This is a genomic window from Arthrobacter sp. SDR-2R (assembly GCF_057747955.1).
The window spans coordinates 238,603-258,142 of sequence record NZ_CM173231.1 but is presented as its reverse complement, the minus strand read 5'-3'; the positions used below and the strand labels follow the sequence as shown (position 1 = coordinate 258,142).

Genomic DNA, 19,540 nt, shown 5'->3' with positions numbered 1-19,540 from the left:
GTTGTAGTGAAAGCTACCGGACGGCGATCGGGTTGACCGGTGATCCGACGGCCCCGGTGATGGGGAGCGGTGCTGCGGTCAGCAGGAAGTCGTACCTGCCGTCCGCCGCGCATGCCTCCGCCAATGCGTCGGGGTCCCACATCTCGCCCAGGAACAGGCCCAGGTTGGGGATGGCGATCTGGTGGAGTGGCTGGAATGCGCCGTCGAACTCGTTGGGCCGGACCTCGAAACCCCAGGTGTCCGTGGCAATCCCGGCGATCTCGCTGCGGTGCAGCCAGGGTGCCGTGCTGAAGGACAGCCCGGGGGCGGAGCCGCCGGCATAGTCGCCCCAGCCGTCGCGGCTCACCCGGGTGTACTGCCCGGTGCGGATCACAACAATATCGCCCCGGCCCACTGTTGAGCTGGGCCCTTGGAGTTCGATGGTCCGCTGGAGGTGTTCCGGAGTGATGGCGAAACCGTCCGGCAGTTCGCCGTCGTTCCGTCCCAGCCCGGGGCCCAGCGCCCGGCCGACGTCGAGCAGGACGCCGCGGGTGACGATCTTGGCGGCGGCGGTTTCGATGCCGGTCACCAGGTCACCCTCGGAGGTGACCACGTCACCTGCGGCGCGCCCGTTCCAGGCCTTGCCCTGGTCGAAGATGTGGCCCAGGCCGTCCCACTGCGTGGAGCACTGCAGCGGCATGGCGATCACGTCATCAGCGCCGCCGAAGCCGTGCGGGAAACCCTGGTTGCCGCGTTCGGCGTCCACCCCGGTGTCCGTCATGGTGTGCACGGGGTTGGTGCGGCGGCGCCAGCCCTTCTGCGGGCCGTTGGTGTCGAAGGGCTGGGACAGCGAGAAGGCCTCGCCGGTCTTCACCAGGGCCGCTGCTTCGATGCGCTTGGCGGCGTCAATGAAGTTCAGGGTGCCCAGGACGTCGTCCTGGCCCCACCTTCCCCAGTTGTTGTGTGCCCGTGCCATGGCACGGATGCTGCCGAGTGGATCGTCACGCCGGATGACCGGGGAATCCGCGGATTCCCCGGTGCCGGTGACTGGTGCTGTGTCCTGCGTGGTCACTGCCTGCTGCTTTCCATTGTCACTTCGTCCTTGCAGTGGATGAGCTGGGTGCCCAGGCCCGTGATGGTGCCTTCCATGACGTCGCCGTCCTGCAGCAGCCGGCCCCAGTGCTGGCCGTTGCCGGCCGGGCTGCCCGTGAGCACCAGGTCGCCCGGGCGCAGCGGCATGATCTGGGAGGCTTCGCTGACCAGCTTGGCTACACCGAAGATCATGTCCTGCGTGGATTCGTCCTGCATGGGCTTGCCGTTGAGCTTCAGCGTCACCTGGACGTCCTGCGGGTCGCCGAAGAACTTGGCGGGCACCAGCAGCGGCCCGGTGGGCAGGAAGCCCGGGGCGTTCTTGGCGCGGTACCAGTCGGAGCCGATGGCGGGCATGTCCTTGCGGAAGACATACTCACGGGTGGTGATGTCGTTGACCATGGTGTAGCCGAACACGTACTCGAGGGCCTCCTCCGGGGTGACCCGGAACGCCGTCCTGCCGATCACCGCGGCCAGTTCCAGCTCCCAGTCGTGGGACTTGGAATACGCAGGCAAGGTGAGATCGTCCGTGGCGGACGCGACCGCCGTCGGAAGTCCGATGAAGAAGTACGGCGTGCCCTGGCCTGCGCGCTTGTCCATCATCGCGGCCGTCTTGGCGCGCACTTCCTCCTCGTCCTCGCCGGGTTCGCGGTGCGCCGCGGCGAGGTCGATGACGTGCTTGCGGTAGTTGGCGCCCGTCTGCAGCACCTGGGCGGGCTCCACCGGGGCGAGGATGTCGACGTCGGCAAGCGCCAGGCCGGTGGTCTTACCTGCCGTGGCGGCCAGGGCGTCCAGCTGTCCTTCGGTGGTGTCCCAATGCTCGATCAGCGAGTTGATATCCCCGTTCAGGGGCAGGACCCTGTCATCAACCAGCAGGCCCGCGCGGGGCTTGCCGTCGCCAGGCTCCTGGAACCGGATGAGTGCGTACTGTGCTTCGGCCATGGTGCCGTTAGCCCCGTCCGTGCTTGGCGTAAGGGTTCAGGAGCGCTTCCTTCATTTCCGGGGACGCGCCTTCCTCGGTGGCGGTGAAGCCTTCGGCCGGTGGGAAGGATTCGGTCATGGAGTGCGGCATGGCGCCGTTCTTGTAGAAGTTGTTGGACCCTTCGGACGGCTTCCAGGTGTTGGCCTCCCAGTCCGGCACGTAGTTGCGGTAGCCGCCGGAGTTGAGCTCGACGCGCAGGCCGGACGGTTCGCGGAAGTAGAGGAAGTTCTGCTCGCCCACGCCGTGGATGGAGGGGCCGTATTCCATGGGGGTGCCGTTTTCCATCATCACGTCGGCGGTGCGGAGCAGGTCCTCGGTGGTGTCCACCCAGAAGGCGATGTGGTTGACGCGGCCCGGGCGGTTGGAGGTATCGGCCACTACGCCCAGGTCGTGGGACTTTTCGTTGGTGGTGAGGACTGAGAAGACGGTGATGGGGGCCTCGTCCAGGTCCACGAAGGCCATGACGCGGAAGCCCAGGGCCTCGTTGTACCACTTGGCGAAGCCGCGGACATCTGACGCGGCAACGGTGACATGGTCCAGGAACCGGGGTGCTGCGGCGTGGCTGCTGCGGCGCTCGGGCCGGTCCGGGTAAGTGGATTCGAAGCCGGGCTCCGCCACGAACTTGTCCACCTCGTAGAAGAGGCGCATGTGGTGGCCGTAGGGGCCGGTGAATTCGTAGGCCTTGCCGTAGCCGTGGCCGCCGGCGGTCCAGGTTCCCTGCACGCCGGTCGCTTCGATGCGCTGGGCTGCTGCTTCCAGGGCTGCCTGCGAATTGGTGCGCCATGCCATCCGGCCAAGGGAGGCTTCGGGTCCTTCCGTGACCACCAGGCTGTACCGGTAGTAGTCGCCCCAGCAGCGGAGGTAGACGTTACCGTCCACGCGGTCGATGATGCGCATGCCGAACTTTTCCTCGTAGAACCGTGCCGAGGCTTCGACGTCCGGGCTGGTGATCTCGAGGTGGGCAAGATGGGAGAGGGGAGTTTCCACGTTGAAGTCCTTTTGGTTACTGGCTGCCGTCTGATTGGTGCAGGTCCTGTAACTACTGTGAAGTACTTCATATATTTGGGGAAGACGAGCTTTTCGATATCAGATATCCACGAAGCTGATACTCCGCAATCTTCCTCCCTGCCGGGGAGACGGGCCGATGTTCCCTAGAGTTGCGGCACGCACGGGCCGGCTCCCAGCAGGGCAAGGCCGGCGCGGTCACCCGCGGCAAAGTCCATGATGCCCATGTTTTTCGCGTTCATCAGTTGAGCCGGATCATCGACGTGATCAAGGCCCAGCACGTGTCCGAGCTCATGCATGATAATTGCGCGCACCTCTGCCGTACCGTCAGGGCGGCTGGCGATGATGCCGCCAAGATCTGGCGCGTCAAGGCGCACCTGTCCGGCGGCGAGGACCAGCGGCACCAGCGGCTGTCCGGGGGCCTGGGCGTAGCCGCTGCCGCCGTTGCCCGCAACATCGCCGGCAAGGCCGGGAGATTCCGCAGGGGCGGACCAGGCGATCAGCACCGGCGCCCACCGCTTCCCGTAGCGGTCAGGCTGGAACGCCTGCCGGTCATCCGCCGGGGCCTCCGTGGTGGTTCCGTCATACACAAACTGCAGGCCGGAGGCTTGGGAGGCTGCTGCTATTGCTTCCCGGACCAGGATGTCGCCACCCTGCACGGCGTTGTCCGGCCGGACAACGTAATGGATCGGGCGGCACGGATCGTAAGCCACAAACGGCTGGCCCTCCTTTGGCGACTCCTGCAGCACAAAGGCGGTGGAACCGGTGGTTGCGGGAGGCGTGCCGAGGGGCGATGAGGAGGCCTCGTACCCGGGAGGCGGCACTTTCGCGCCAGGCAGGTACGGGGCCGCAACAGGAAGAATCACGCGGTCAAAGAGCGCCGGCGCGAAGTACAGGCAGACAACCAGGGCAATCCCCAGCACGGTCTTGAACTGCATCGACCGTTGTGGCCGCCGTCGCGTCCTTGACCAGGCCCAGGACGTCTTCCGTCGAGGCCGGGGAGGCTCGGCGCGCCATGGAGATGGTGTTTCCGCCCTGCCGAAGGCCTCATCGATGGCCCATTGGGGGATCCGTCCGCTGGGGGAACGCCGAACATGGGGTGGGGCAAGTCCGCCAGGAATGTCTGGCTGTGACCGGTTGCTCTTCCCGTAACCATGCATTGGCATCCCCCTGGCTCCCGCGGCCCGCCACGGGCCAACCTCCATAGCCTAGTGGCGTGCTCCTGAGCCTCAGCGCCGGAAATGCACAGGATTTCCGCAGGAATCGGCTGCTCCGCAGGTGCCGTTCTGAGGACTCAAAAGACACCTGCGGAGCAACCGATGGAGGGAGGGCCTACTCCTTGCCAAGCCCCGCTGCCGAGGTCTTCCCGTCCGAGACGCTGTTGAGGGCCCGCAGATCGAAGATGCCGTTGATGTCCGCCTGCTTGGTGGTGCCGGCAGTCACGCCGTCGGCCAGGAGCTTCTGGTAGGTTCCGGCGAGCGGGTCCACGGTGAAGACGATGTTCTTCAGTGAACGGTCGATGACGTCGGCCTTCAGTTCGGCCCCGGCGGCTTCCTTGAGCGCGGCGTTGATGGCAGTTGCCTTTTCGTTGGCCGGTGCCGCGTTCAGCCACTCGACCGACTTCACATGCCCCTTCAGGAGCGCCTTGACGGTGTCCGGGTGGTCGGCGGCGAACTTCCGGTTCACGATCAGGATGGTGGTGGGGAACTCGCCCGGCTTGCCGGACAGTGTGCCATCCCACAGGTCCTTTTCATCGACCAGGACCTTCGCTCCGGCCGTCAGCACCAGCCGTGACGCCCACGGTTCAGGCAACCACGCGCCGTCGAGCTTGCCGTCCTGGAACAGCTTTAGGGTCTGGGCGTTCTCGGTGGGATTGATGGCCACGTCCCCGCTGCCGTCCACGTTGGTCTTGTAGCCCTGGGTGGCAAGCCAGGCCCGGAGGGCGACGTCCTGCGTGCCGCCGAGCTGCGGCGACGCGAGCGTCCTGCCCTTCAGGTCTGCAGCGGAGCCGATTTCCGGCTTGACCACCAGCTGTGCGCCGCCGGCCGCGGCACCGGCGATGATGTTGACGGATTCGCCCTGGCTCTTCACGAAGGAGTTGATGGCCGGGTTCGGGCCGATGTAGGTGGCGTCGATGGCGCCGGCGTTCAGCGCCTCGATGGCTGCGGGGCCGGCGTTGAACACCTGGGTGCTGAGCTTGGTGCTGCCCAGTTCATCGGCGATGAAGCCCTTGCTGACCCCCACCAGGGCTGGGGCGTGGGTGACGTTGCCGAAGTAGCCAAGCTTCAGCTCGGCCGCCGGGTTGCCGGCGGGCGCCACGTCGGCTGCCGGTGCAGCGGTGCCGTTGTTGACGGCGGAGGCGACGGCGGCACCCCCGCCGATCAGGGCCAGCGCGGCTGCCGCGATGCCGATTTTGAGGCCGAGCGGGCGCTGGGGCTTGGCTGACCCGCCGGCGACGATGCGGGTGGATGCTTGCTGGTTTTGCGGACTCTTGTCCTGCGGGTTTGCCATGGGAAATCCTTTGCTGGGGCTGATGCTGAGACGAGATTACGGAGCGCCCGGCGGCCCCACAATCATTCGTGTCGCAGTGGTTCACGGGGAGACGCGAAGCCTCAATGCGGCGTAGCAGGGCGTTAAAAATCGTCGCGGAGCGTCTTGATTCGGCCCTCCTGGTGCCCCTACGCGGCCTTCACCAGGGGGAGCTCGTCCCAGTGCGTGGTGTAACGGGGCGAACGCATGTCCCGCTTCATGGTCCAGTCCAGGCCCGACTTGATGCCCGCATGCCCCAGCCCGATGGACCCCCGTCCAAACCGGCGGCTCACATCCTCGAGCAACGGCCCGATGCCGCGTTCCTCGTGCCGGTTCTCGAACAGTTCGAGCGGGGGCTGGTTTCCCGTGGGCCGCAGGTCGGTGAGCATCAGGCCTGCTTTGGCATATTTCAGTCCATCCCGGATATTGGGCAGCAGCGCGTGGGCGGCTTTGGTGAGCAGGAGTGGGTCCGCGGTGGGCATGGGCAAGGAGACGCAGACCGAAGGGTAGGCCTGTTCGTAATCCCTGAAGGGGGACGTGGCAGCGAAGGCCGTCAGCACTTTCGCCTGCAGTCCGTGCTTGGACAGCCTGGCGCTCGCCTGCTGCCCGTAGATGCTCAGAACCTCGCGCAGGCCGGCGGCGGTGGTCACGGGAGTGGCGAAGGAACGGGAAAATATCAGCTGGTCGCGGCCGACGCGCTCCTCCTCCATGGGAATGCACGGGGTGCCGCGCAGTTCCAGGACGGTGCGCATCAGCACCACCGAAAACTTGTCCCTGATCGCCACCGGATCCGCCCGGACCAGGTCCCGCACGGTGAAGATGCCCAACACGTTGAGCCGCTTCATCAGCCGCCCGGCAATGCCCCACACCTCGTCCACCGGCAACCGGCCCATGAGGGCCTCGCGAACGTCGGCCGGGACCGACTCCCAGAGGCAGACCCCGCCAAAAGCGGCGTTGTTCTTGGCCCACTTGTTGCAGAGCTTTGCCAGGGTCTTGGTGGGGGCGATGCCCACGCAGACCGGCACCCCCACGTGCCGCCGCACGGCCTCTTTCATCCTGCGGCCCAGGGCCAGCAGCTCGTCGGGTTTTCCCTTCACGCCCAGGAACGCTTCGTCGATGCTGTACACCTCCAGCCACGCCGAGTACCTGCCCAGCAGCTCCATCACCCGGGAGCTGATGTCCCCGTAGAGCTCATAGTTGCTGGACTTCGCCACCAGGCCCCACTCCTTGGCCCGCGGCGCGAGCTTGAACCAGGGCTCGCCGGTGGCGATGCCCAGGGCCTTCGCCTCGGGGGAGCGGGTCACCGCGCAGCCATCATTGTTGGACAGCACCACCAGCGGGCGGCCCTCCAGGGAGGGGTCGAAGGCGCGCTCCGCGGAGGCGTAGAAGCAGTTGACATCCACGTGGGCGATCTGCGGCATCCGCCGCATGAGCACCGGCTTAGGCATGCTGCTCCTCAAACATGGAATACCTCAGACATGGTGCAGGCACCTGGTGGCGACACCCCAGATGGTCAGCTCGGACAGGGCGGGGACGTGGATATCCGGATATTTGGGGTTCTCCGCCTGCAGCACCACGCCGGTGCCGGTGATGCGGAGGCGCTTAACCGTCAGCTCCCCGTCCAGCACCGCAATCACCACGCACCCGTCCTTCGGCTCCAGTGCCCGGTTCACGATCAGTTCGTCACCGTCGCTGATGCCGGCGCCCTCCATGGAGTCCCCGGTGACCCGGACCACGAAGGTGCTGGTGATGTCCTTGATGAGGTGCGCGTTCAAGTCGATCCGCCCGTCAAAGTAGTCCTGCGCAGGAGACGGAAACCCTGCCGCCACCGCCACGGGGGAGATCAGCACCGAGAATAACGAGGCGCCCGCATCTATCACGCGGGGACCAATAATAACGCCCACAACACACCCTTATTCGAATATATGTTCGATAGTTTCAGTGTAGACCCGGAGGCTGACAACGGCACCACCCCGGCCGTCCCTGGACAGCCCGCGGACCCGAAGCGGCCGCCCCGGCGGCGACGGTGCACAAACCCCCACGTAGACTGGCATCATGCGGCTGGTAGCAAGCGATATTGACGGAACGATCCTTGGGCACGACGGAAAAATCAGCCCCCGCACCATCCGCGCCTTCCACGCCTGCCGCGATGCCGGCGTCGAGCTCGTGTTTGTCACGGGCCGTCCGCCGCGCTGGCTGCACCCCCTCGAGGAGCAGCTGGGCCACACGGGACGGGTGATCTGCTCCAACGGTGCCGTGGTCTGGGACCTGGAGGCGGACCGCCTGGTCTCCGCCCGCACCCTGGCGATCCACACCGTCCTGGAGGTCCGCGGCATCATCAAGGCGCTCCGCCCCGCGGCCCTGTTCGCAGCGGAAACGCTCACCGGATTCCATCTGGAACCGGGCTTCATCGAAAACGAATCCAGCGAGCTGCTGGCCGAATTCACCCCGGCCCCGCTGAAGGACACGCTCACCAGTGACGATTCGGTGGTCAAATTCCTTGCCATCGTCCGCGACGGCACACCCGATGATTTCCTCGCCGAGGTGGCACCCGCCGTCGAACACCTGGCCGCGACGACCCACTCCTCGCCCGGCGTTGCCATGCTGGAACTCTCCCTGCCGGGGGTCAACAAGGCCGTTACCCTGGCCGAGTACGCTTCGGGGCTGGGCATTGACGCCGCGGATGTGGTGGCCTTCGGCGACATGCCCAATGACATCGAGATGCTCCGGTGGGCGGGTCACGGCTATGCCATGGCCAGCGGCCATCCGGAGGCCATCCGCGCGGCGGGGCAGCAGGCACCGCATTTTAACGACGACGGCGTGGCCCAGGTTTTGGAGGCGCGGCTCGCCTCCCTGGGCGTCCAGTTTTCCTGACCGCAGCAGCCCCCCGTATTCACAGCTGCCGCTCACCTGGCGTTTACCTTCGCCCCCTAGCGTGAACCATGGAAAGCAGGCACTACTTACGCCGGCTCATAGGGGGCAACCATGGCAAGGAACGTCAAACAGCACATGGCCGATGGGCCGCACCGGCCAGCAACCCCGGCTCCGCACTGGAAGCAGCTGCGCCAGGGCGACCGGGTCCGCGTCCTGCTTTCTCCCGGTTTTGAGGCGGGCGGCGTGGTGGACACCATCACCGCCGACCACACGGCAGTCTGGGTCCACCTGGACGGCGGCCGCGGCCGGACGCTCCTGCACTGCGGCGACGGGGTGGACATTGTGCCATGCGGGGAAACCGACTGCGCTGACTGACCCGCCGGCCCCAACCCCGCGCGGCTCGGGTACGCTCACATTGTGACCCTGCCCTTTTTCGAGCACAAGGACGACGCCGGTCGGCAGCTACCCATCGCCATGGCCCACCGCGGGTTCTCGGCTGAGGGGCTGGAAAACTCGATGGCTGCGTTCCGCTCCGGCGTCGAACTGGGCTTCCGGTACCTGGAAACGGACGTGCACACCACGGCCGACGGCGTGCTGCTGCTCTTCCACGATGAAGCCCTGGACCGCCTGACCGACGGCAGCGGCCGCGTGGCGGACCTGCCGGCCGCGGACGTCGCCAAGGCCAGGATCAACGGCCGCGAGCCCATCCCCACGTTCGATGAATTGGTGACCCAGCTGCCACACGCCCGGCTGAACCTGGACGTCAAGGACTGGGGCTCCGTCCACAGCACGGCCGCCGCCATCGAGCGGCACCAAGTGCACCAGCGGGTCCTGGTCACCAGTTTTTCGGACCGTCGACGGCGGGCGGTGCTGAAACTGCTCAGCCGGCCGGTTGCCTCCTCCGCCGGCGTGTCCTCCAATGCCCTCTTCACCCTGCTGGGCCCCGTGCTTCCACGCCCGGTGTTCCACCGGCTCATGCGCCGGGTGCTCAGGGACGTCCATGCGCTGCAGGTCCCCGTCCGCTATGGACGGATCCCTGTGGCCACCGCCGGGTTCATCCGCCGCGCCCACGCCCTTGGCCTGGCGGTGCACGTCTGGACCATCAACGATGCCGCGGAAATGCACCGCCTCCTCGACCTGGGCGCGGACGGCATCGTCACGGACCGCGCGGACCTGCTTCGCGAAGTGCTCATGGAGCGCGGGGAGTGGCCGCAGGGCCACCCGCCTGCGCCGGGTTCCTAGCCTCCGGACGGCGCGGTGGCGTCGCCGGTAAGGCCGTCGCGGTCCGCCTGGCCAGGGTCAGTTTCGTCGGTGTCACCGCCCAGGGGACGGTTGGAGACCGGTGCCGGGGCAGCGCCTGTATTGAGGCCGGGCGCCTTCTGCTTCTCCGCCTCCATGGCATTTGAACCTTCACTCAGGGACGAGTGGACTTCCACGCCGTCATTGGGGTTCGTGGGGTCGGGCACATTCATCTTCTCCGTCGGCTTGGATGTTCCGGCCAGGTCCTCCATGGCGTTTTCTGCTGCCTTGCCGATGCTGTCGCCGATTCCCATCTGACTGCTCCTTCCGACATTGCGTGCCGGCGCCCAGCGGCATACCGGCCCTACTCCTCCAGAATTATCAGCATGCTTACAATTAGTCCAGTGCTGGGGAATCGGACCGCAGCCGGAGAGGAAGGAAGATCAGCATGAGCACTTACCATCCGGAGAATGACCCCGCGAACCCCGACCGCCCGGGGAAGGAAGACGTTGGCGCCGCCCAGCCGCACCTGGCGGAGCAGCGCAGCAGGGAGGCGGCCGGTTCGCCAAACCCCGACCCGGCAGAGGGCAATGTCACCGGGCTGGAACCGGGCGGGGGAGTGCCCCCGGGAGAGACGCCGCCGGCAGAGGACCAGATGAGCCGGGACCAGGGCCACTCCGAATAGCGGTTAATGGCAGGCGCGGCGCCTGGCGTCATGCCATGCGCCGCGCTGCTCGCCTTAGGTGTGAGCGTGCTGTGTGTCAGGAAGTCTCTTTGCCATGGCGGCCCCGCGACTCCCCTGGTCCCGCCAAATGGCGCTCCAGGCCGTCCACGTCCAGCCGCGTGTTCCAGTTGGCCCAATCCTGGGGCCGCACTGACGGCCGCCCCAGCAGGTAACCCTGGCCGGCGCTGATGCCAAGTTCGGTGAGGACCTTGAGTTCGCCCACCGTTTCGATCCCCTCAGCCACCAGGATGGTGCCGATCTGGTCGGTGAAGTCCACCAGGCAGGCCGACAGGGCCCGCTGGAGGCCGTCCTTGTCGACGTCGCCGATTACGTTGCGTCCCACCTTGAGGAAGTCTGGACGCAGGTGGATCATGCGGCTGAGGGCGCCGGCCCCGGTGTGGGTGTCATCGACGGCAATCCGCAGGCCCTTTTCCCGCAGTGGATTGATCGCGGAAATGAACTGCAGATATTCCTCTTCCGGAATGTCCTCGGTCAATTCGAGCACTATGCGGTCGATGGGGAGTTCAATATGGTCGAACAGTTCCGGCAGCCGCGGGTCCATGCAGGAGGTGGGCGAAATATTGAGGGACACATAAAGGTTGTCCGGCAGGTCGCGGGCTGCCGCCGCGGCGGATCCCAAAGCCGAGAACTCCAGGTTTGCGCCCAGGCCCACGGCCGCGGCCTCGGCGAACCACAGTTCTGCAGCGGCACCGTCATCGCTGACGAAGCGCGAGAGGGCTTCCGCGCCGACCACGGTTTTTCCTTCCAGGCCGTAAATGGGCTGGAATGCGGTCATCAGCATTTGGTTCTCGAGCAGGGCGCTGATCCGTGAGATGCTGCGGATGGCGTCCAGCTGCTCAGCGAACTGCGGCGGCAGGGTGGGCGCTGTGAGGCGCATGTCCCTGGCCGCTTCCAGTGTTTCCACGGTGTTGGCATCGCTGCGCCGGGTCTCCAGGAGATACTCCAGCAAAGCGCGTTCCGGCACGCCAGGATTCTCGTCGAGGCTCCTGCTCAGCCGTTGCCGGACAGCGGCTCCCGCAGGATCCGTATCCGCCAGCACGGCAGCGATAATTCCCCATGCCTGTACCCGAACCGACATTAGCAACGCCCCCAGTTGACGAAGTAATGACCCGATGGCCCAATAATGTTCAAATTTCCAAACGCCTTATAAAAGTACGGTGTTGCCAGACCTGAATTTCGCGGCGGCGAAAAACCAGACACCGCACGCTGATCGTATAACGGCGGCCACAAAAGCGCAGTAGTTTTGCGTTACTGGTTAGCGCTTTCCTGCTGGTCAGCCAGCAGTTGGGGTATCTGGTCCGGCGGAACCGGACGGCTGAAGTAGTAGCCCTGCGCGCTGCGGCAGCCAAGCCCGCGCAGGATTTCCGCCTGCTCAGCGGTTTCCACGCCTTCCCATACGGCTTCCAGCCCGCACGCCCGTACCAGCTGCAGCACGGCGGCCACCAGGGCAGGCTGGCTGGGATCGGTCTCCAGCCCGGTAATCAGCGTTCTGTCCACTTTGACCCGGTCCACGGGCAGCCGGCGGAGGTAGCTGATGGAGGAGTAGCCGGTGCCAAAATCGTCAATTTCGATGCCCACGCCCAGGCCGCGCAGCCCGCCCAGCGAGTACCGGTCCAGTTCATTGCCCTTGACGATGGCCACTTCGGTCAATTCGAGGACCACCTGGTCGGGCCTGACCCCGGTCTCCTGGAGCACGTTCCGCACGTCCTCAATGAACTGCAGGCTCTGCAGGTCCGTGGCGGAGATATTGACGCGCACGGAAAACGTACTGTCCAGCAGGCATGCGTCGATCCAGGCCCGGAGCTGCCTCACAGCCGTCCTGAGCACCCACAGGCCCAGTTCCGAGATCAGTCCCGCCTCCTCGGCAAGGGGAATGAACTCGTCCGGCATGATGAAGCCGCGGGTGGGGTGGTTCCAGCGGACCAGTGCCTCCACGCCCTCGATCCGTCCCGTGGCGAGCTCCACCACGGGCTGGTAGTAAAGCGTCAGCGCGTCATCCTTGATGGCGGCCCGCAGGTCGTCCACCAGCTGGCTGCGGAGCCGCCGCATCAGCAGCAGGGCCGGCTCGAACCGGTGCAGCCTGTTCTGCCCTTCGGCCTTGGAGGCATACATGGCGACGTCGGCCTCCATCAGCATGTCCTCCGGGCTGTGGCCTTCACTGCCCACGCTGAGCCCGATGCTGGCACCGCAACGCACGCTGCGGCCGGGCAGTTCGATGGGTTCGGTGAGCGCGGCCAGGATGCGGTGCGCCACGATGGCGGCCTGGTCTGCCGACGCCGACGGCATGACGATCGCGAACTCGTCACCACCCAGCCTGGCGACGACGTCCGCCGCGCGGACCGCGGTCCGGAGCCTTTCGCCCACAGTCACCAGGACCTGGTCGCCGGCCGTGTGTCCCAGGCTGTCATTGATGGATTTGAACGCGTCCAGGTCCATCAGCAAGATGGCGGGGCCTTCATCCGCCGGCTCGCCGCCGGCCGCGGTGCGGGCTTCCAGGGCGGTGCGCAGTGCTTCGATCAGTGCGGACCGGTTGGCCAGGCCGGTCAGCGGGTCCTGCATTGCCATCTTCTGCATCTCAAGGTGCGCCTCGTGCAGCAGCTGGGTCCGGACCTGCACCCGCTGCTCGAGCTCCTCGTAGATGATCTGCAGGTCCTCGGCCAGGAGATTGGTGCCCATGATGATCGCGTCCAGTTCATCCCGGGCGGGTGAGACCTCGATCCGTGAGCTGAGGTCCCCGGAAGCCAGCCGGACAATACCTTCCAGCAGCTGCGAAAGCCGGGGATCGTCGTCGGCAAACATGGCAGGTCCTCCTTCGGCGCCTAGTTGGCCTGGACGTTGTCGGTGCCGAGGGGAAGGCTGACGGTGACAGTGGTCCCGGAGCCCAGGGTGGAGGCGACGTCGATCCGGCCGCCGTGGCGGTCCACGATGTCCTTGGAGATGGCAAGGCCCAGGCCTGTTCCCGGGATGGCGCCGTTCATCGCGTTGGAGGCGCGGTAGAACCTGGTGAATACGTGGTTGATTTCATCGCTCGAGATGCCGATGCCGGTGTCGGCGATGCGCACGGTGGCCCATTTGGAGCCGTCCGCGGCGGCATGGGACTCGCTGCCCACCTCGATCCGTCCACCACTGGGCGTGAACTTGATGGCATTGGACACCAGGTTGGTGAAGACCTGTTGCAGCTGCACTTCGTCCGCGAGTATCTCCGGATCCTCCGGAACGGGGTCCACGTCGATGGTGACGTTCTGCAGCGTGGCCAGCGGACGGAGCGCCGCGGCCACCAGATCCAGGGTCTGACCCAGCCGCACGGGTGCCAGCTGCATCGCGGCGTTGTCCAGCCCGCCGCGGGAGACGCTGAGCATGTCCTCGATGAGCGTGCGGAGGCGTTCGGTGTTGCGGACCACGATGTCCAGCATCTGGTGGACCTCCCGGGACACCGGATGCTCGGTGCTTTCCTGGATCATGTCCAGGTACGCCATGATCGAGGTCAGCGGCGTCCGCAGCTCGTGGTTCACCGTTGCCAGGAAGTCAGTCTTGGCCTTGTCGAGTTCCCTCAGCTGCTTGACCACCTGCTGCTGGCTGCTGATCAGGTGGCTTTGGATGAGGCCGTAGGCGGCGTTGCCGGCCACGTGCTGGATCAGCCCCAGTTCAGCGCTGGACCAGGTCCGGGGCCGGTCCATCATGGCGATCCAGATGATGCCCAGGGAGGAATTTCCTTCGCCGATGGGCACCGCCAGGGTTGAGGCGGCTCCAGCGATGGCGGGACCGGGGCCGGGCCTCGCCTCGCTGCGGGCGGCCGGTTCGTTTCCGTCGGCGGAGAGCGTCTCGGTCCCGGCCCAGAGCATGTCCGCCGTGGCACGGGCGTCTTCCTCGCGTGGAAGGGCGTCAGCGGGCAGCTCCGCGAGGCCCCGCCTGTGCCACCCGGCCGTGATGACGGGGACGCGGTGATCCTCGAAGGTTGCCAGGACAACGTGGTCGGCCTTGAAGGTGCGGCCGAATCCCGCGACGACGTGGTTGGCGATTTCCTGGGGGTCGTTGGTGGCGCGCACCGCGGCAGAGACTTCACGCAACTGCTCCCGGAGCGCTTCGGCTTCCTGCCTGGAGGCGCGGCGGCGGGATACCTGGTCGATGAGGACGGACGCGCGGTGCACCAGCTCCTGGGGTGCAGGCGGCTTGGTGATGCAGTCGTGGACACCTGGCGGGTTGGCAGCTGCGATCTCCGCGGGGCTGTCCAGGTCCACCATCACCAGGACCGGGGCGGCGGACGTGGTGGTGGACAGGACGCCGGAGAGGAAGGCATCGGCGACGACGACTGACGGTTCACCGCCGTCCAGCACCGCGGCGAGGCTGCCGGCGTCGGTGGCTTCGAGGACGGTGTATCCGGCGTCGCGCAGCGCCTGGGCGTTACGGGCCCTCCGGCCTGCGTCGGGATCGGCCACGACGGCCGTGCGGGGCAGGCGCGCGTCACTCGGGACAGCCGTCACAGTGCTCCCTTCCCTCCCAGTTGACTACATTCTAGGGGGATGCGGGCGAAGCGGGTCCACGGCGTGCGCACCCTTACCCCCGCTTTCCGCGCTGCCAGGGAGTTGTGGCACGCCGTAATGTTGCCGAAGGTCCGCCACCGGGACGGGCAGGACCATATATTTGAGCCGTGTCTCCAACAAAGTCGCCACGGTCCACCTGGCAGAAGTACCTGATGATCCCCAAGCTCATCAGGCTCTCACGCAGCGCCCCCAAGGACCGGCATAAGGCGTGGGACCGGTACTGGGCCGGCATTACTTCCACCGGTCCGGGCGGCGAGGTCCTCTGGGACTCGGGGAGCAACCATGAGTTCCAGGGCTACCAGGACAGCCTCCTTCGTAACCTGGACCCTGCGCTTCCCGTTGTGGACACCGGCTGTGGGCACGGCAGCTTCACCCGCGCGCTCGCCGGGATCTTTCCACGGGTCATCGGCGTGGATGTCTCACCCCATGCTGTTGCCCGGGCGCGGGCGGAGTCCGCAGGAATCGGAAACGCCGCCTTTGAAGCCAGGGACATGACGGCGGAGGGTGCTGCCGGGCAACTGGCGGAGTCCTTCCAGTTGGGCCCTGACGGCGCCAACGTCTTTATCCGCGGCGTGCTGCATGTCCTCGATGCGGCCCACCAAACGGCGATGGTCGACAACCTGCGGATCCTGGTGGGCGGCCGCGGGACGGTCTTCATGGCGGAAACCAACTTCCAGGGAAACCCGCTGGAGTACGTCACCCATCTTGGGGCAAGCACGCATGGCATTCCGGCGCCGTTGGAGCTGGCCATCCGCGGGCTTCCCATGCCGGGGCACTTCGGGCCGGAAGAGCGCGAACGTGCGTTCCCGGCGTCGGACTGGGAACTCCTTGAGGATGGCCATGTGGCCATCGAAACCAACCCGGTGACCGGCGTGCCGGGCCAGGACAGGGTGCCCGGGTATTACGCGGTGGTCCGCCCCCGCCGGTAGCCCTGGCAGTGGGGTGTTCGAACTGATTCCGCAGACTTCACGCATATCCCCGCAGCCCGGCCGCAGGCTGCCTTCCATCCCCTTGACAGGGGCCGGATCCGGAGGCTCTATGGTAAGTAGACTTACTAGTTAGCTGGGGATGGAGGGAAGACTGCCATGGCAGGAGATAAAGGCAACCGGATCCGCGATGCGGATGCCGCGGACCGCGAAGACGCCTAAGCCGCACCCGCGCCACCACGTTCGGCCGCCACCGGATCACCCTCCGGCGCCGCCACCCGACCGTCGGCGCAAGACCTACAGGAACCATCATGAGCAACTTCATTCCATCCGGCGCCCTGCGCCGGATGCTCCTTCCTCCCACCTATGGGCGGCACGTCACCTCCGCCACGGAGTTCACCATCCTGTCAGTGGAGGTTTGGGCATCCGGCCTGGTGGTCAACATCCACCTTCCCTCGGATGACGCGGCTGAACCGCACCTCATCGTGGAGGACCACTTCGGCACGGAATACACCCTGCAGGAATCGGCCACTGTCGGTTCCCGCAACCTGCAGGTGTTTACCCCGTCGGTGCCGCCCGGCACCAGGAGCCTGACCATCAGGTCGGCGGACGACGGCGGTGCCCGGCCAGTGGTGACCTTCGCGGTTCCGTTGATGGCCGTGCCCGAACCGCAGCCGGAGCCCCGGGAAGCCGGCGGCAGCACGGCCACCGCCGCCGACGAGTCCTACCAGCCCGATCTCCGCCGCCCGGCCTGAACAGAGCCGGCCTGCCCGAACCAGAGCCGCCCTGCCCGAACCAGAGCCGCCCTGACAAGACCCGCCAGACCTGACGAAAGGCCCCGCCATGCCGGATACCAGCAACTTCACGCCCACCACCGCCATCGTCACCGCTTCAGACTCAGGAATCGGCAAGGCCACCGCCGTGGCGCTCGCCCGCGCCGGCATGGACGTGGGTGTCACCTGGCATTCGGATAAGGCAGGCGCCGAGGGTACCGCCGAAGAAATCCGCGGCCTGGGGCGCAAGGCCGTGGTCCGGCAGCTGGATACCACCGAGCTCCACGCCGCTGCCGGCGTGATCGATGAACTCGCCGGGGAGCTGGGCGGCCTGGATGTCTTCGTGAACAATGCCGGGACGGGTGCGAGCACAAAGTTCCTGGACATGGGGATCGATGACTGGATGAGGATCCTGGACACGAACCTCAACGGCGCGTTCGTCTGCCTGCAGGCGGCAGCAAGGCGCATGGTCAAGGCCGGAAAGGGCGGCCGGCTGGTGGCGGTGTCCAGCGTGCACGAGTTCCAGCCGCGCGTCGGATCGTCCGCCTATGATGCGTCCAAGCACGGCCTGGGCGGCCTGATGAAGACGCTCGCCCTGGAGCTGGGCCAGTACGGCATCACCGCCAACACGGTGGCGCCGGGGGAGATTGCCACGCCAATGACGGGGCAGGAGGACCAGGACCCGACGACGACGAAGCGCCCCGGGGTGCCGCTGGGCCGGCCCGGGCATGCCCGGGAGATCGCCGACGTCATCGCCTTCCTCGCCTCGCCTGCCTCCAGCTACGTGACCGGTGCGGCGTGGGTGGTCGACGGCGGGATGCTCCAGATGGGTCCGCAGGCGGGATCGCACATCACCAGCAACGACTGGCGCGAAGCGTAGGCCCCTGGTGCCTGTCGCTGGCTGTTCTCCTGAGCGTGGGGCAGTCACAGAGTCCATATCGCGGATCTGGCAAGCGCTTTCCGGCGGCTTGCTGGCATGATGGAGCGCATGCGCATTCTTATCGCTCCGGACAAGTTCAAGGGGTCCCTGACGGCGGCCGAGGCTGCCGCTGCCATCGCGGAAGGCGCCTTGCGGGTGTACCCGGACGCCGTCGTCACGCAGTTCCCCATTGCCGACGGTGGCGAGGGCACCCTTGAGGCGGCCGTGGCCGCAGGCTACGAAGAGCGGCTGAACGCCGTGGTGGGGCCCATCCTTGCCCCGCTGGGCGCTGCCTGGGCCATCCACAAGGCGGGGGACGGCAAGGTTACGGCAGTGATCGAAACGGCCCAGGCCTCCGGTTTGGCGGACATGGAACCAACGCCCGCCAACGCCCTGCGTGCCCACAGCTATGGCTGCGGCCAGCTCATTGCTGCCGCACTGGATGCGGGCGCCACCGAGATCGTCCTGGGCCTGGGCGGCTCGGCCATGACCGACGGCGGCAGCGGCGCCCTGCGCGCCCTCGGCCTGAAGCCCCTGGACGGCGCGGGGAACGTGGTGCCCCTGGGCGGCGGTTCCCTGGCGGACATCGTCGCCCTGGACACCGCCGGGCTGGACCCGCGGCTGTCTGCAACCACGTTCCGCATCGCCGTCGACGTCCGCAACCCGCTGTACGGGCCATCCGGTGCCGCGCACGTTTTCGGCCCCCAAAAGGGCGCGGACCAGGACAGCGTGGAAATGCTCGACGCCGGGCTGCGCAACTGGGCGTCAGTGCTGCGGGAAGCAACGGGCCGGGACGTGAACGTCCCAGGCGCCGGCGCCGCCGGCGGCTTCCCGGCGTCGTTCCTTGCCTTCACCGACGCCACGCTGGAAGGCGGCTTCGCACTGGTGGCCGGACTGACCGGCCTGGCCGCGCAGCTGGACCAGGCAGACCTGGTGATCACCGGTGAGGGATCCATGGATTCCCAGTCACTCACCGGCAAGGCGCCGATCGCGCTCGCGGACGCAGCCCGGGAACGTGGAATTCCCGTCATCGTGGTGGCCGGCAGGATCCTGGTGACCCTTGAGGACCTTGCCGGGCACGGCGTGGTTTCCGCGGCGCAGCTGCTGGACGTCGCATCCAGCCCACAGGACGCTGTGGCGAACGCCGGCAAGTACCTGGCCTGGGCAACAAGCCAGGTACTCGAAGGGGCCTAGCCCACGGCCACTTGGGTGGGGCTGGTTGGATTGCCGGCTGGATTGGGCCGGGTGTTGGATCGGCCAGGTGGGCCGGGCCTTCAGGTCCCGGTCTCGTAGTGGGGTTCGGCAACGGGCTTCGATTCCGGGGACCCCTTCTCCCGGAGGTAGACCGACGCGCCCACCAGGACCGCGACGGCCAGGAACTCGCTTTGCCAGTTTTGGAAGGACTCAAACCAGAAGCGGCTGGTGCCCAGGTACTGCAGGTACGTGATGGCGGGCTGGCCATGGCTTTGCTGGTCCTGGTTGTACTCGTCCACACCGCCGGCGGCGTGCAGGAAGAACGAGCCAAGGAACAGGGAGAACAGCAGGATCGACAGTGAATGCTCGTACACCTTGAGCACCACTCCGCCCCGCCGCACCGGCCAGGGCGTGGCCTTCCGCAGGGCCGCCTGGCGGGGATCTTCATCCTGCGGCGCCTCCTTGCCCATTGGCTTGGATTCGGATGAGCCTTTCTGGAACAGGAACACGGTGAGGACCACGTACATGGCCATCTGCAGGAACTCCGATTCCCAGTTCTCGAAGGTGGCCTCGACGAAGGCGCCCGTGCCCAGGAACTCCAGGACCGAGACGGCGGGCTCCCCGTGGGCCTGCTGGTCTTCACTGTAGGAAGCGGCTCCGGAGAGGATCATGCCCACGAAGAACGCCAGGAAGCAGCCCAGGTTGGCCAGCAGCAGGCCATGTTCCCTTGCCCATTTGCGCATGT

The 19,540-nt window shown here is 66.7% G+C and carries 20 protein-coding genes; 8 read left to right on the top strand and 12 right to left on the bottom strand.

The genetic code is table 11. The features are described 5' to 3' along the window. Nucleotides 1-13: 13 nt before the first annotated feature. The 7 genes from AC3ANU_RS01250 to AC3ANU_RS01220 form a co-directional block, all read right to left on the bottom strand. Complete coding sequence (locus tag AC3ANU_RS01250) at nucleotides 14-1,051, bottom strand: cyclase family protein (RefSeq protein WP_488315284.1); 1,038 nt, start codon at nucleotides 1,049-1,051, stop codon at nucleotides 14-16. Further along, on the bottom strand, nucleotides 1,048-2,010 hold the full coding sequence (locus tag AC3ANU_RS01245) for a fumarylacetoacetate hydrolase family protein (protein WP_488315283.1): 963 nt from the start codon (nucleotides 2,008-2,010) through the stop codon (nucleotides 1,048-1,050). Before AC3ANU_RS01245 ends, AC3ANU_RS01250 begins: the two co-directional genes overlap by 4 nt. 7 nt (nucleotides 2,011-2,017) lie before the next feature. Next, the gene (locus AC3ANU_RS01240; protein ID WP_488315282.1) at nucleotides 2,018-3,037 is read right to left on the bottom strand and encodes a VOC family protein; all 1,020 of its coding nucleotides are present in this window, start codon (nucleotides 3,035-3,037) and stop codon (nucleotides 2,018-2,020) included. A 164-nt stretch (nucleotides 3,038-3,201) separates the two neighbouring features. Further along, a complete protein-coding gene (locus AC3ANU_RS01235; RefSeq protein ID WP_488315281.1) occupies nucleotides 3,202-4,215 on the bottom strand; it encodes a matrixin family metalloprotease in 1,014 nt (337 codons plus the stop codon). Nucleotides 4,216-4,387: 172 nt separating this feature from the next. Next, nucleotides 4,388-5,566 carry an ABC transporter substrate-binding protein gene (locus tag AC3ANU_RS01230; protein WP_056388496.1) on the bottom strand — a complete coding sequence of 393 codons (1,179 nt, stop codon included), beginning with the start codon at nucleotides 5,564-5,566 and terminating at the stop codon, nucleotides 4,388-4,390. A 167-nt stretch (nucleotides 5,567-5,733) separates the two neighbouring features. Then, complete coding sequence (locus AC3ANU_RS01225) at nucleotides 5,734-7,032, bottom strand: Y-family DNA polymerase (RefSeq protein WP_488315280.1); 1,299 nt, start codon at nucleotides 7,030-7,032, stop codon at nucleotides 5,734-5,736. Between the two features lie 24 nt (nucleotides 7,033-7,056). Further along, entirely contained in the window at nucleotides 7,057-7,488 is a 432-nt protein-coding gene (locus AC3ANU_RS01220; RefSeq protein WP_018770326.1) for a LexA family protein, read from the bottom strand. Nucleotides 7,489-7,639: 151 nt separating this feature from the next. Between AC3ANU_RS01220 and AC3ANU_RS01215 the strand changes: the two genes are divergently transcribed. The 3 genes from AC3ANU_RS01215 (at nucleotide 7,640) to AC3ANU_RS01205 (ending at nucleotide 9,700) form a co-directional block, all read left to right on the top strand. Further along, nucleotides 7,640-8,458 carry an HAD family hydrolase gene (locus tag AC3ANU_RS01215; RefSeq protein WP_488315279.1) on the top strand — a complete coding sequence of 273 codons (819 nt, stop codon included), beginning with the start codon at nucleotides 7,640-7,642 and terminating at the stop codon, nucleotides 8,456-8,458. A 111-nt stretch (nucleotides 8,459-8,569) separates the two neighbouring features. Next, a complete protein-coding gene (locus AC3ANU_RS01210) occupies nucleotides 8,570-8,833 on the top strand; it encodes a hypothetical protein (protein ID WP_018770324.1) in 264 nt (87 codons plus the stop codon). A 42-nt stretch (nucleotides 8,834-8,875) separates the two neighbouring features. Next, nucleotides 8,876-9,700, top strand: coding sequence for a glycerophosphodiester phosphodiesterase family protein (locus AC3ANU_RS01205; RefSeq protein WP_026265936.1), 825 nt, complete (start codon nucleotides 8,876-8,878; stop codon nucleotides 9,698-9,700). Here the strand turns inward: AC3ANU_RS01205 and AC3ANU_RS01200 are convergent. After that, nucleotides 9,697-10,011, bottom strand: a complete 315-nt coding sequence (locus AC3ANU_RS01200) for a hypothetical protein (RefSeq protein ID WP_488315278.1) — start codon at nucleotides 10,009-10,011, stop codon at nucleotides 9,697-9,699. The genes AC3ANU_RS01205 and AC3ANU_RS01200 overlap by 4 nt on opposite strands. A 134-nt stretch (nucleotides 10,012-10,145) precedes the next feature. Between AC3ANU_RS01200 and AC3ANU_RS01195 the strand changes: the two genes are divergently transcribed. Further along, nucleotides 10,146-10,382 (top strand): DUF6480 family protein, encoded by a 237-nt coding sequence (locus AC3ANU_RS01195; RefSeq protein WP_018770321.1) that lies wholly within the window; start codon nucleotides 10,146-10,148, stop codon nucleotides 10,380-10,382. 76 nt (nucleotides 10,383-10,458) lie between these two features. Here the strand turns inward: AC3ANU_RS01195 and AC3ANU_RS01190 are convergent, their stop codons facing one another. The 3 genes from AC3ANU_RS01190 to AC3ANU_RS01180 form a co-directional block, all read right to left on the bottom strand. Next, entirely contained in the window at nucleotides 10,459-11,520 is a 1,062-nt protein-coding gene (locus tag AC3ANU_RS01190; RefSeq protein ID WP_026265935.1) for an EAL domain-containing protein, read from the bottom strand. A gap of 170 nt (nucleotides 11,521-11,690) precedes the next feature. Next, nucleotides 11,691-13,241, bottom strand: coding sequence for a putative bifunctional diguanylate cyclase/phosphodiesterase (locus AC3ANU_RS01185; RefSeq protein ID WP_056388484.1), 1,551 nt, complete (start codon nucleotides 13,239-13,241; stop codon nucleotides 11,691-11,693). Between the two features lie 20 nt (nucleotides 13,242-13,261). After that, complete coding sequence (locus tag AC3ANU_RS01180; RefSeq protein WP_268002401.1) at nucleotides 13,262-14,923, bottom strand: ATP-binding protein; 1,662 nt, start codon at nucleotides 14,921-14,923, stop codon at nucleotides 13,262-13,264. A 212-nt stretch (nucleotides 14,924-15,135) separates the two neighbouring features. Between AC3ANU_RS01180 and AC3ANU_RS01175 the strand changes: the two genes are divergently transcribed. The 4 genes from AC3ANU_RS01175 (at nucleotide 15,136) to AC3ANU_RS01160 (ending at nucleotide 18,795) form a co-directional block, all read left to right on the top strand. Next, a complete protein-coding gene (locus AC3ANU_RS01175) occupies nucleotides 15,136-15,912 on the top strand; it encodes a class I SAM-dependent methyltransferase (RefSeq protein WP_018770317.1) in 777 nt (258 codons plus the stop codon). A 308-nt stretch (nucleotides 15,913-16,220) separates the two neighbouring features. Then, complete coding sequence (locus AC3ANU_RS01170) at nucleotides 16,221-16,664, top strand: hypothetical protein (protein WP_488315277.1); 444 nt, start codon at nucleotides 16,221-16,223, stop codon at nucleotides 16,662-16,664. A gap of 88 nt (nucleotides 16,665-16,752) precedes the next feature. Further along, a complete protein-coding gene (locus tag AC3ANU_RS01165) occupies nucleotides 16,753-17,562 on the top strand; it encodes an SDR family oxidoreductase (RefSeq protein WP_018770315.1) in 810 nt (269 codons plus the stop codon). Between the two features lie 108 nt (nucleotides 17,563-17,670). Then, complete coding sequence (locus tag AC3ANU_RS01160) at nucleotides 17,671-18,795, top strand: glycerate kinase (protein WP_488315276.1); 1,125 nt, start codon at nucleotides 17,671-17,673, stop codon at nucleotides 18,793-18,795. 80 nt (nucleotides 18,796-18,875) lie between these two features. Here the strand turns inward: AC3ANU_RS01160 and AC3ANU_RS01155 are convergent, their stop codons facing one another. Further along, a complete protein-coding gene (locus AC3ANU_RS01155; RefSeq protein ID WP_134165340.1) occupies nucleotides 18,876-19,538 on the bottom strand; it encodes a DUF6766 family protein in 663 nt (220 codons plus the stop codon). Nucleotides 19,539-19,540: the final 2 nt, after the last annotated feature.

Coding starts and splice junctions, on each gene's coding strand:
- AC3ANU_RS01245 (WP_488315283.1), bottom strand. CDS start 2,010: ATGGCCGAAGCACAGTACGCACTCATCCGGTTCCAGGAGCCTGGCGAC.
- AC3ANU_RS01235 (WP_488315281.1), bottom strand. CDS start 4,215: ATGCATGGTTACGGGAAGAGCAACCGGTCACAGCCAGACATTCCTGGC.
- AC3ANU_RS01230 (WP_056388496.1), bottom strand. CDS start 5,566: ATGGCAAACCCGCAGGACAAGAGTCCGCAAAACCAGCAAGCATCCACC.
- AC3ANU_RS01225 (WP_488315280.1), bottom strand. CDS start 7,032: ATGCCTAAGCCGGTGCTCATGCGGCGGATGCCGCAGATCGCCCACGTG.
- AC3ANU_RS01215 (WP_488315279.1), top strand. CDS start 7,640: ATGCGGCTGGTAGCAAGCGATATTGACGGAACGATCCTTGGGCACGAC.
- AC3ANU_RS01210 (WP_018770324.1), top strand. CDS start 8,570: ATGGCAAGGAACGTCAAACAGCACATGGCCGATGGGCCGCACCGGCCA.
- AC3ANU_RS01200 (WP_488315278.1), bottom strand. CDS start 10,011: ATGGGAATCGGCGACAGCATCGGCAAGGCAGCAGAAAACGCCATGGAG.
- AC3ANU_RS01195 (WP_018770321.1), top strand. CDS start 10,146: ATGAGCACTTACCATCCGGAGAATGACCCCGCGAACCCCGACCGCCCG.
- AC3ANU_RS01190 (WP_026265935.1), bottom strand. CDS start 11,520: ATGTCGGTTCGGGTACAGGCATGGGGAATTATCGCTGCCGTGCTGGCG.
- AC3ANU_RS01185 (WP_056388484.1), bottom strand. CDS start 13,241: ATGTTTGCCGACGACGATCCCCGGCTTTCGCAGCTGCTGGAAGGTATT.
- AC3ANU_RS01175 (WP_018770317.1), top strand. CDS start 15,136: ATGATCCCCAAGCTCATCAGGCTCTCACGCAGCGCCCCCAAGGACCGG.
- AC3ANU_RS01170 (WP_488315277.1), top strand. CDS start 16,221: ATGAGCAACTTCATTCCATCCGGCGCCCTGCGCCGGATGCTCCTTCCT.
- AC3ANU_RS01165 (WP_018770315.1), top strand. CDS start 16,753: ATGCCGGATACCAGCAACTTCACGCCCACCACCGCCATCGTCACCGCT.
- AC3ANU_RS01160 (WP_488315276.1), top strand. CDS start 17,671: ATGCGCATTCTTATCGCTCCGGACAAGTTCAAGGGGTCCCTGACGGCG.
- AC3ANU_RS01155 (WP_134165340.1), bottom strand. CDS start 19,538: ATGCGCAAATGGGCAAGGGAACATGGCCTGCTGCTGGCCAACCTGGGC.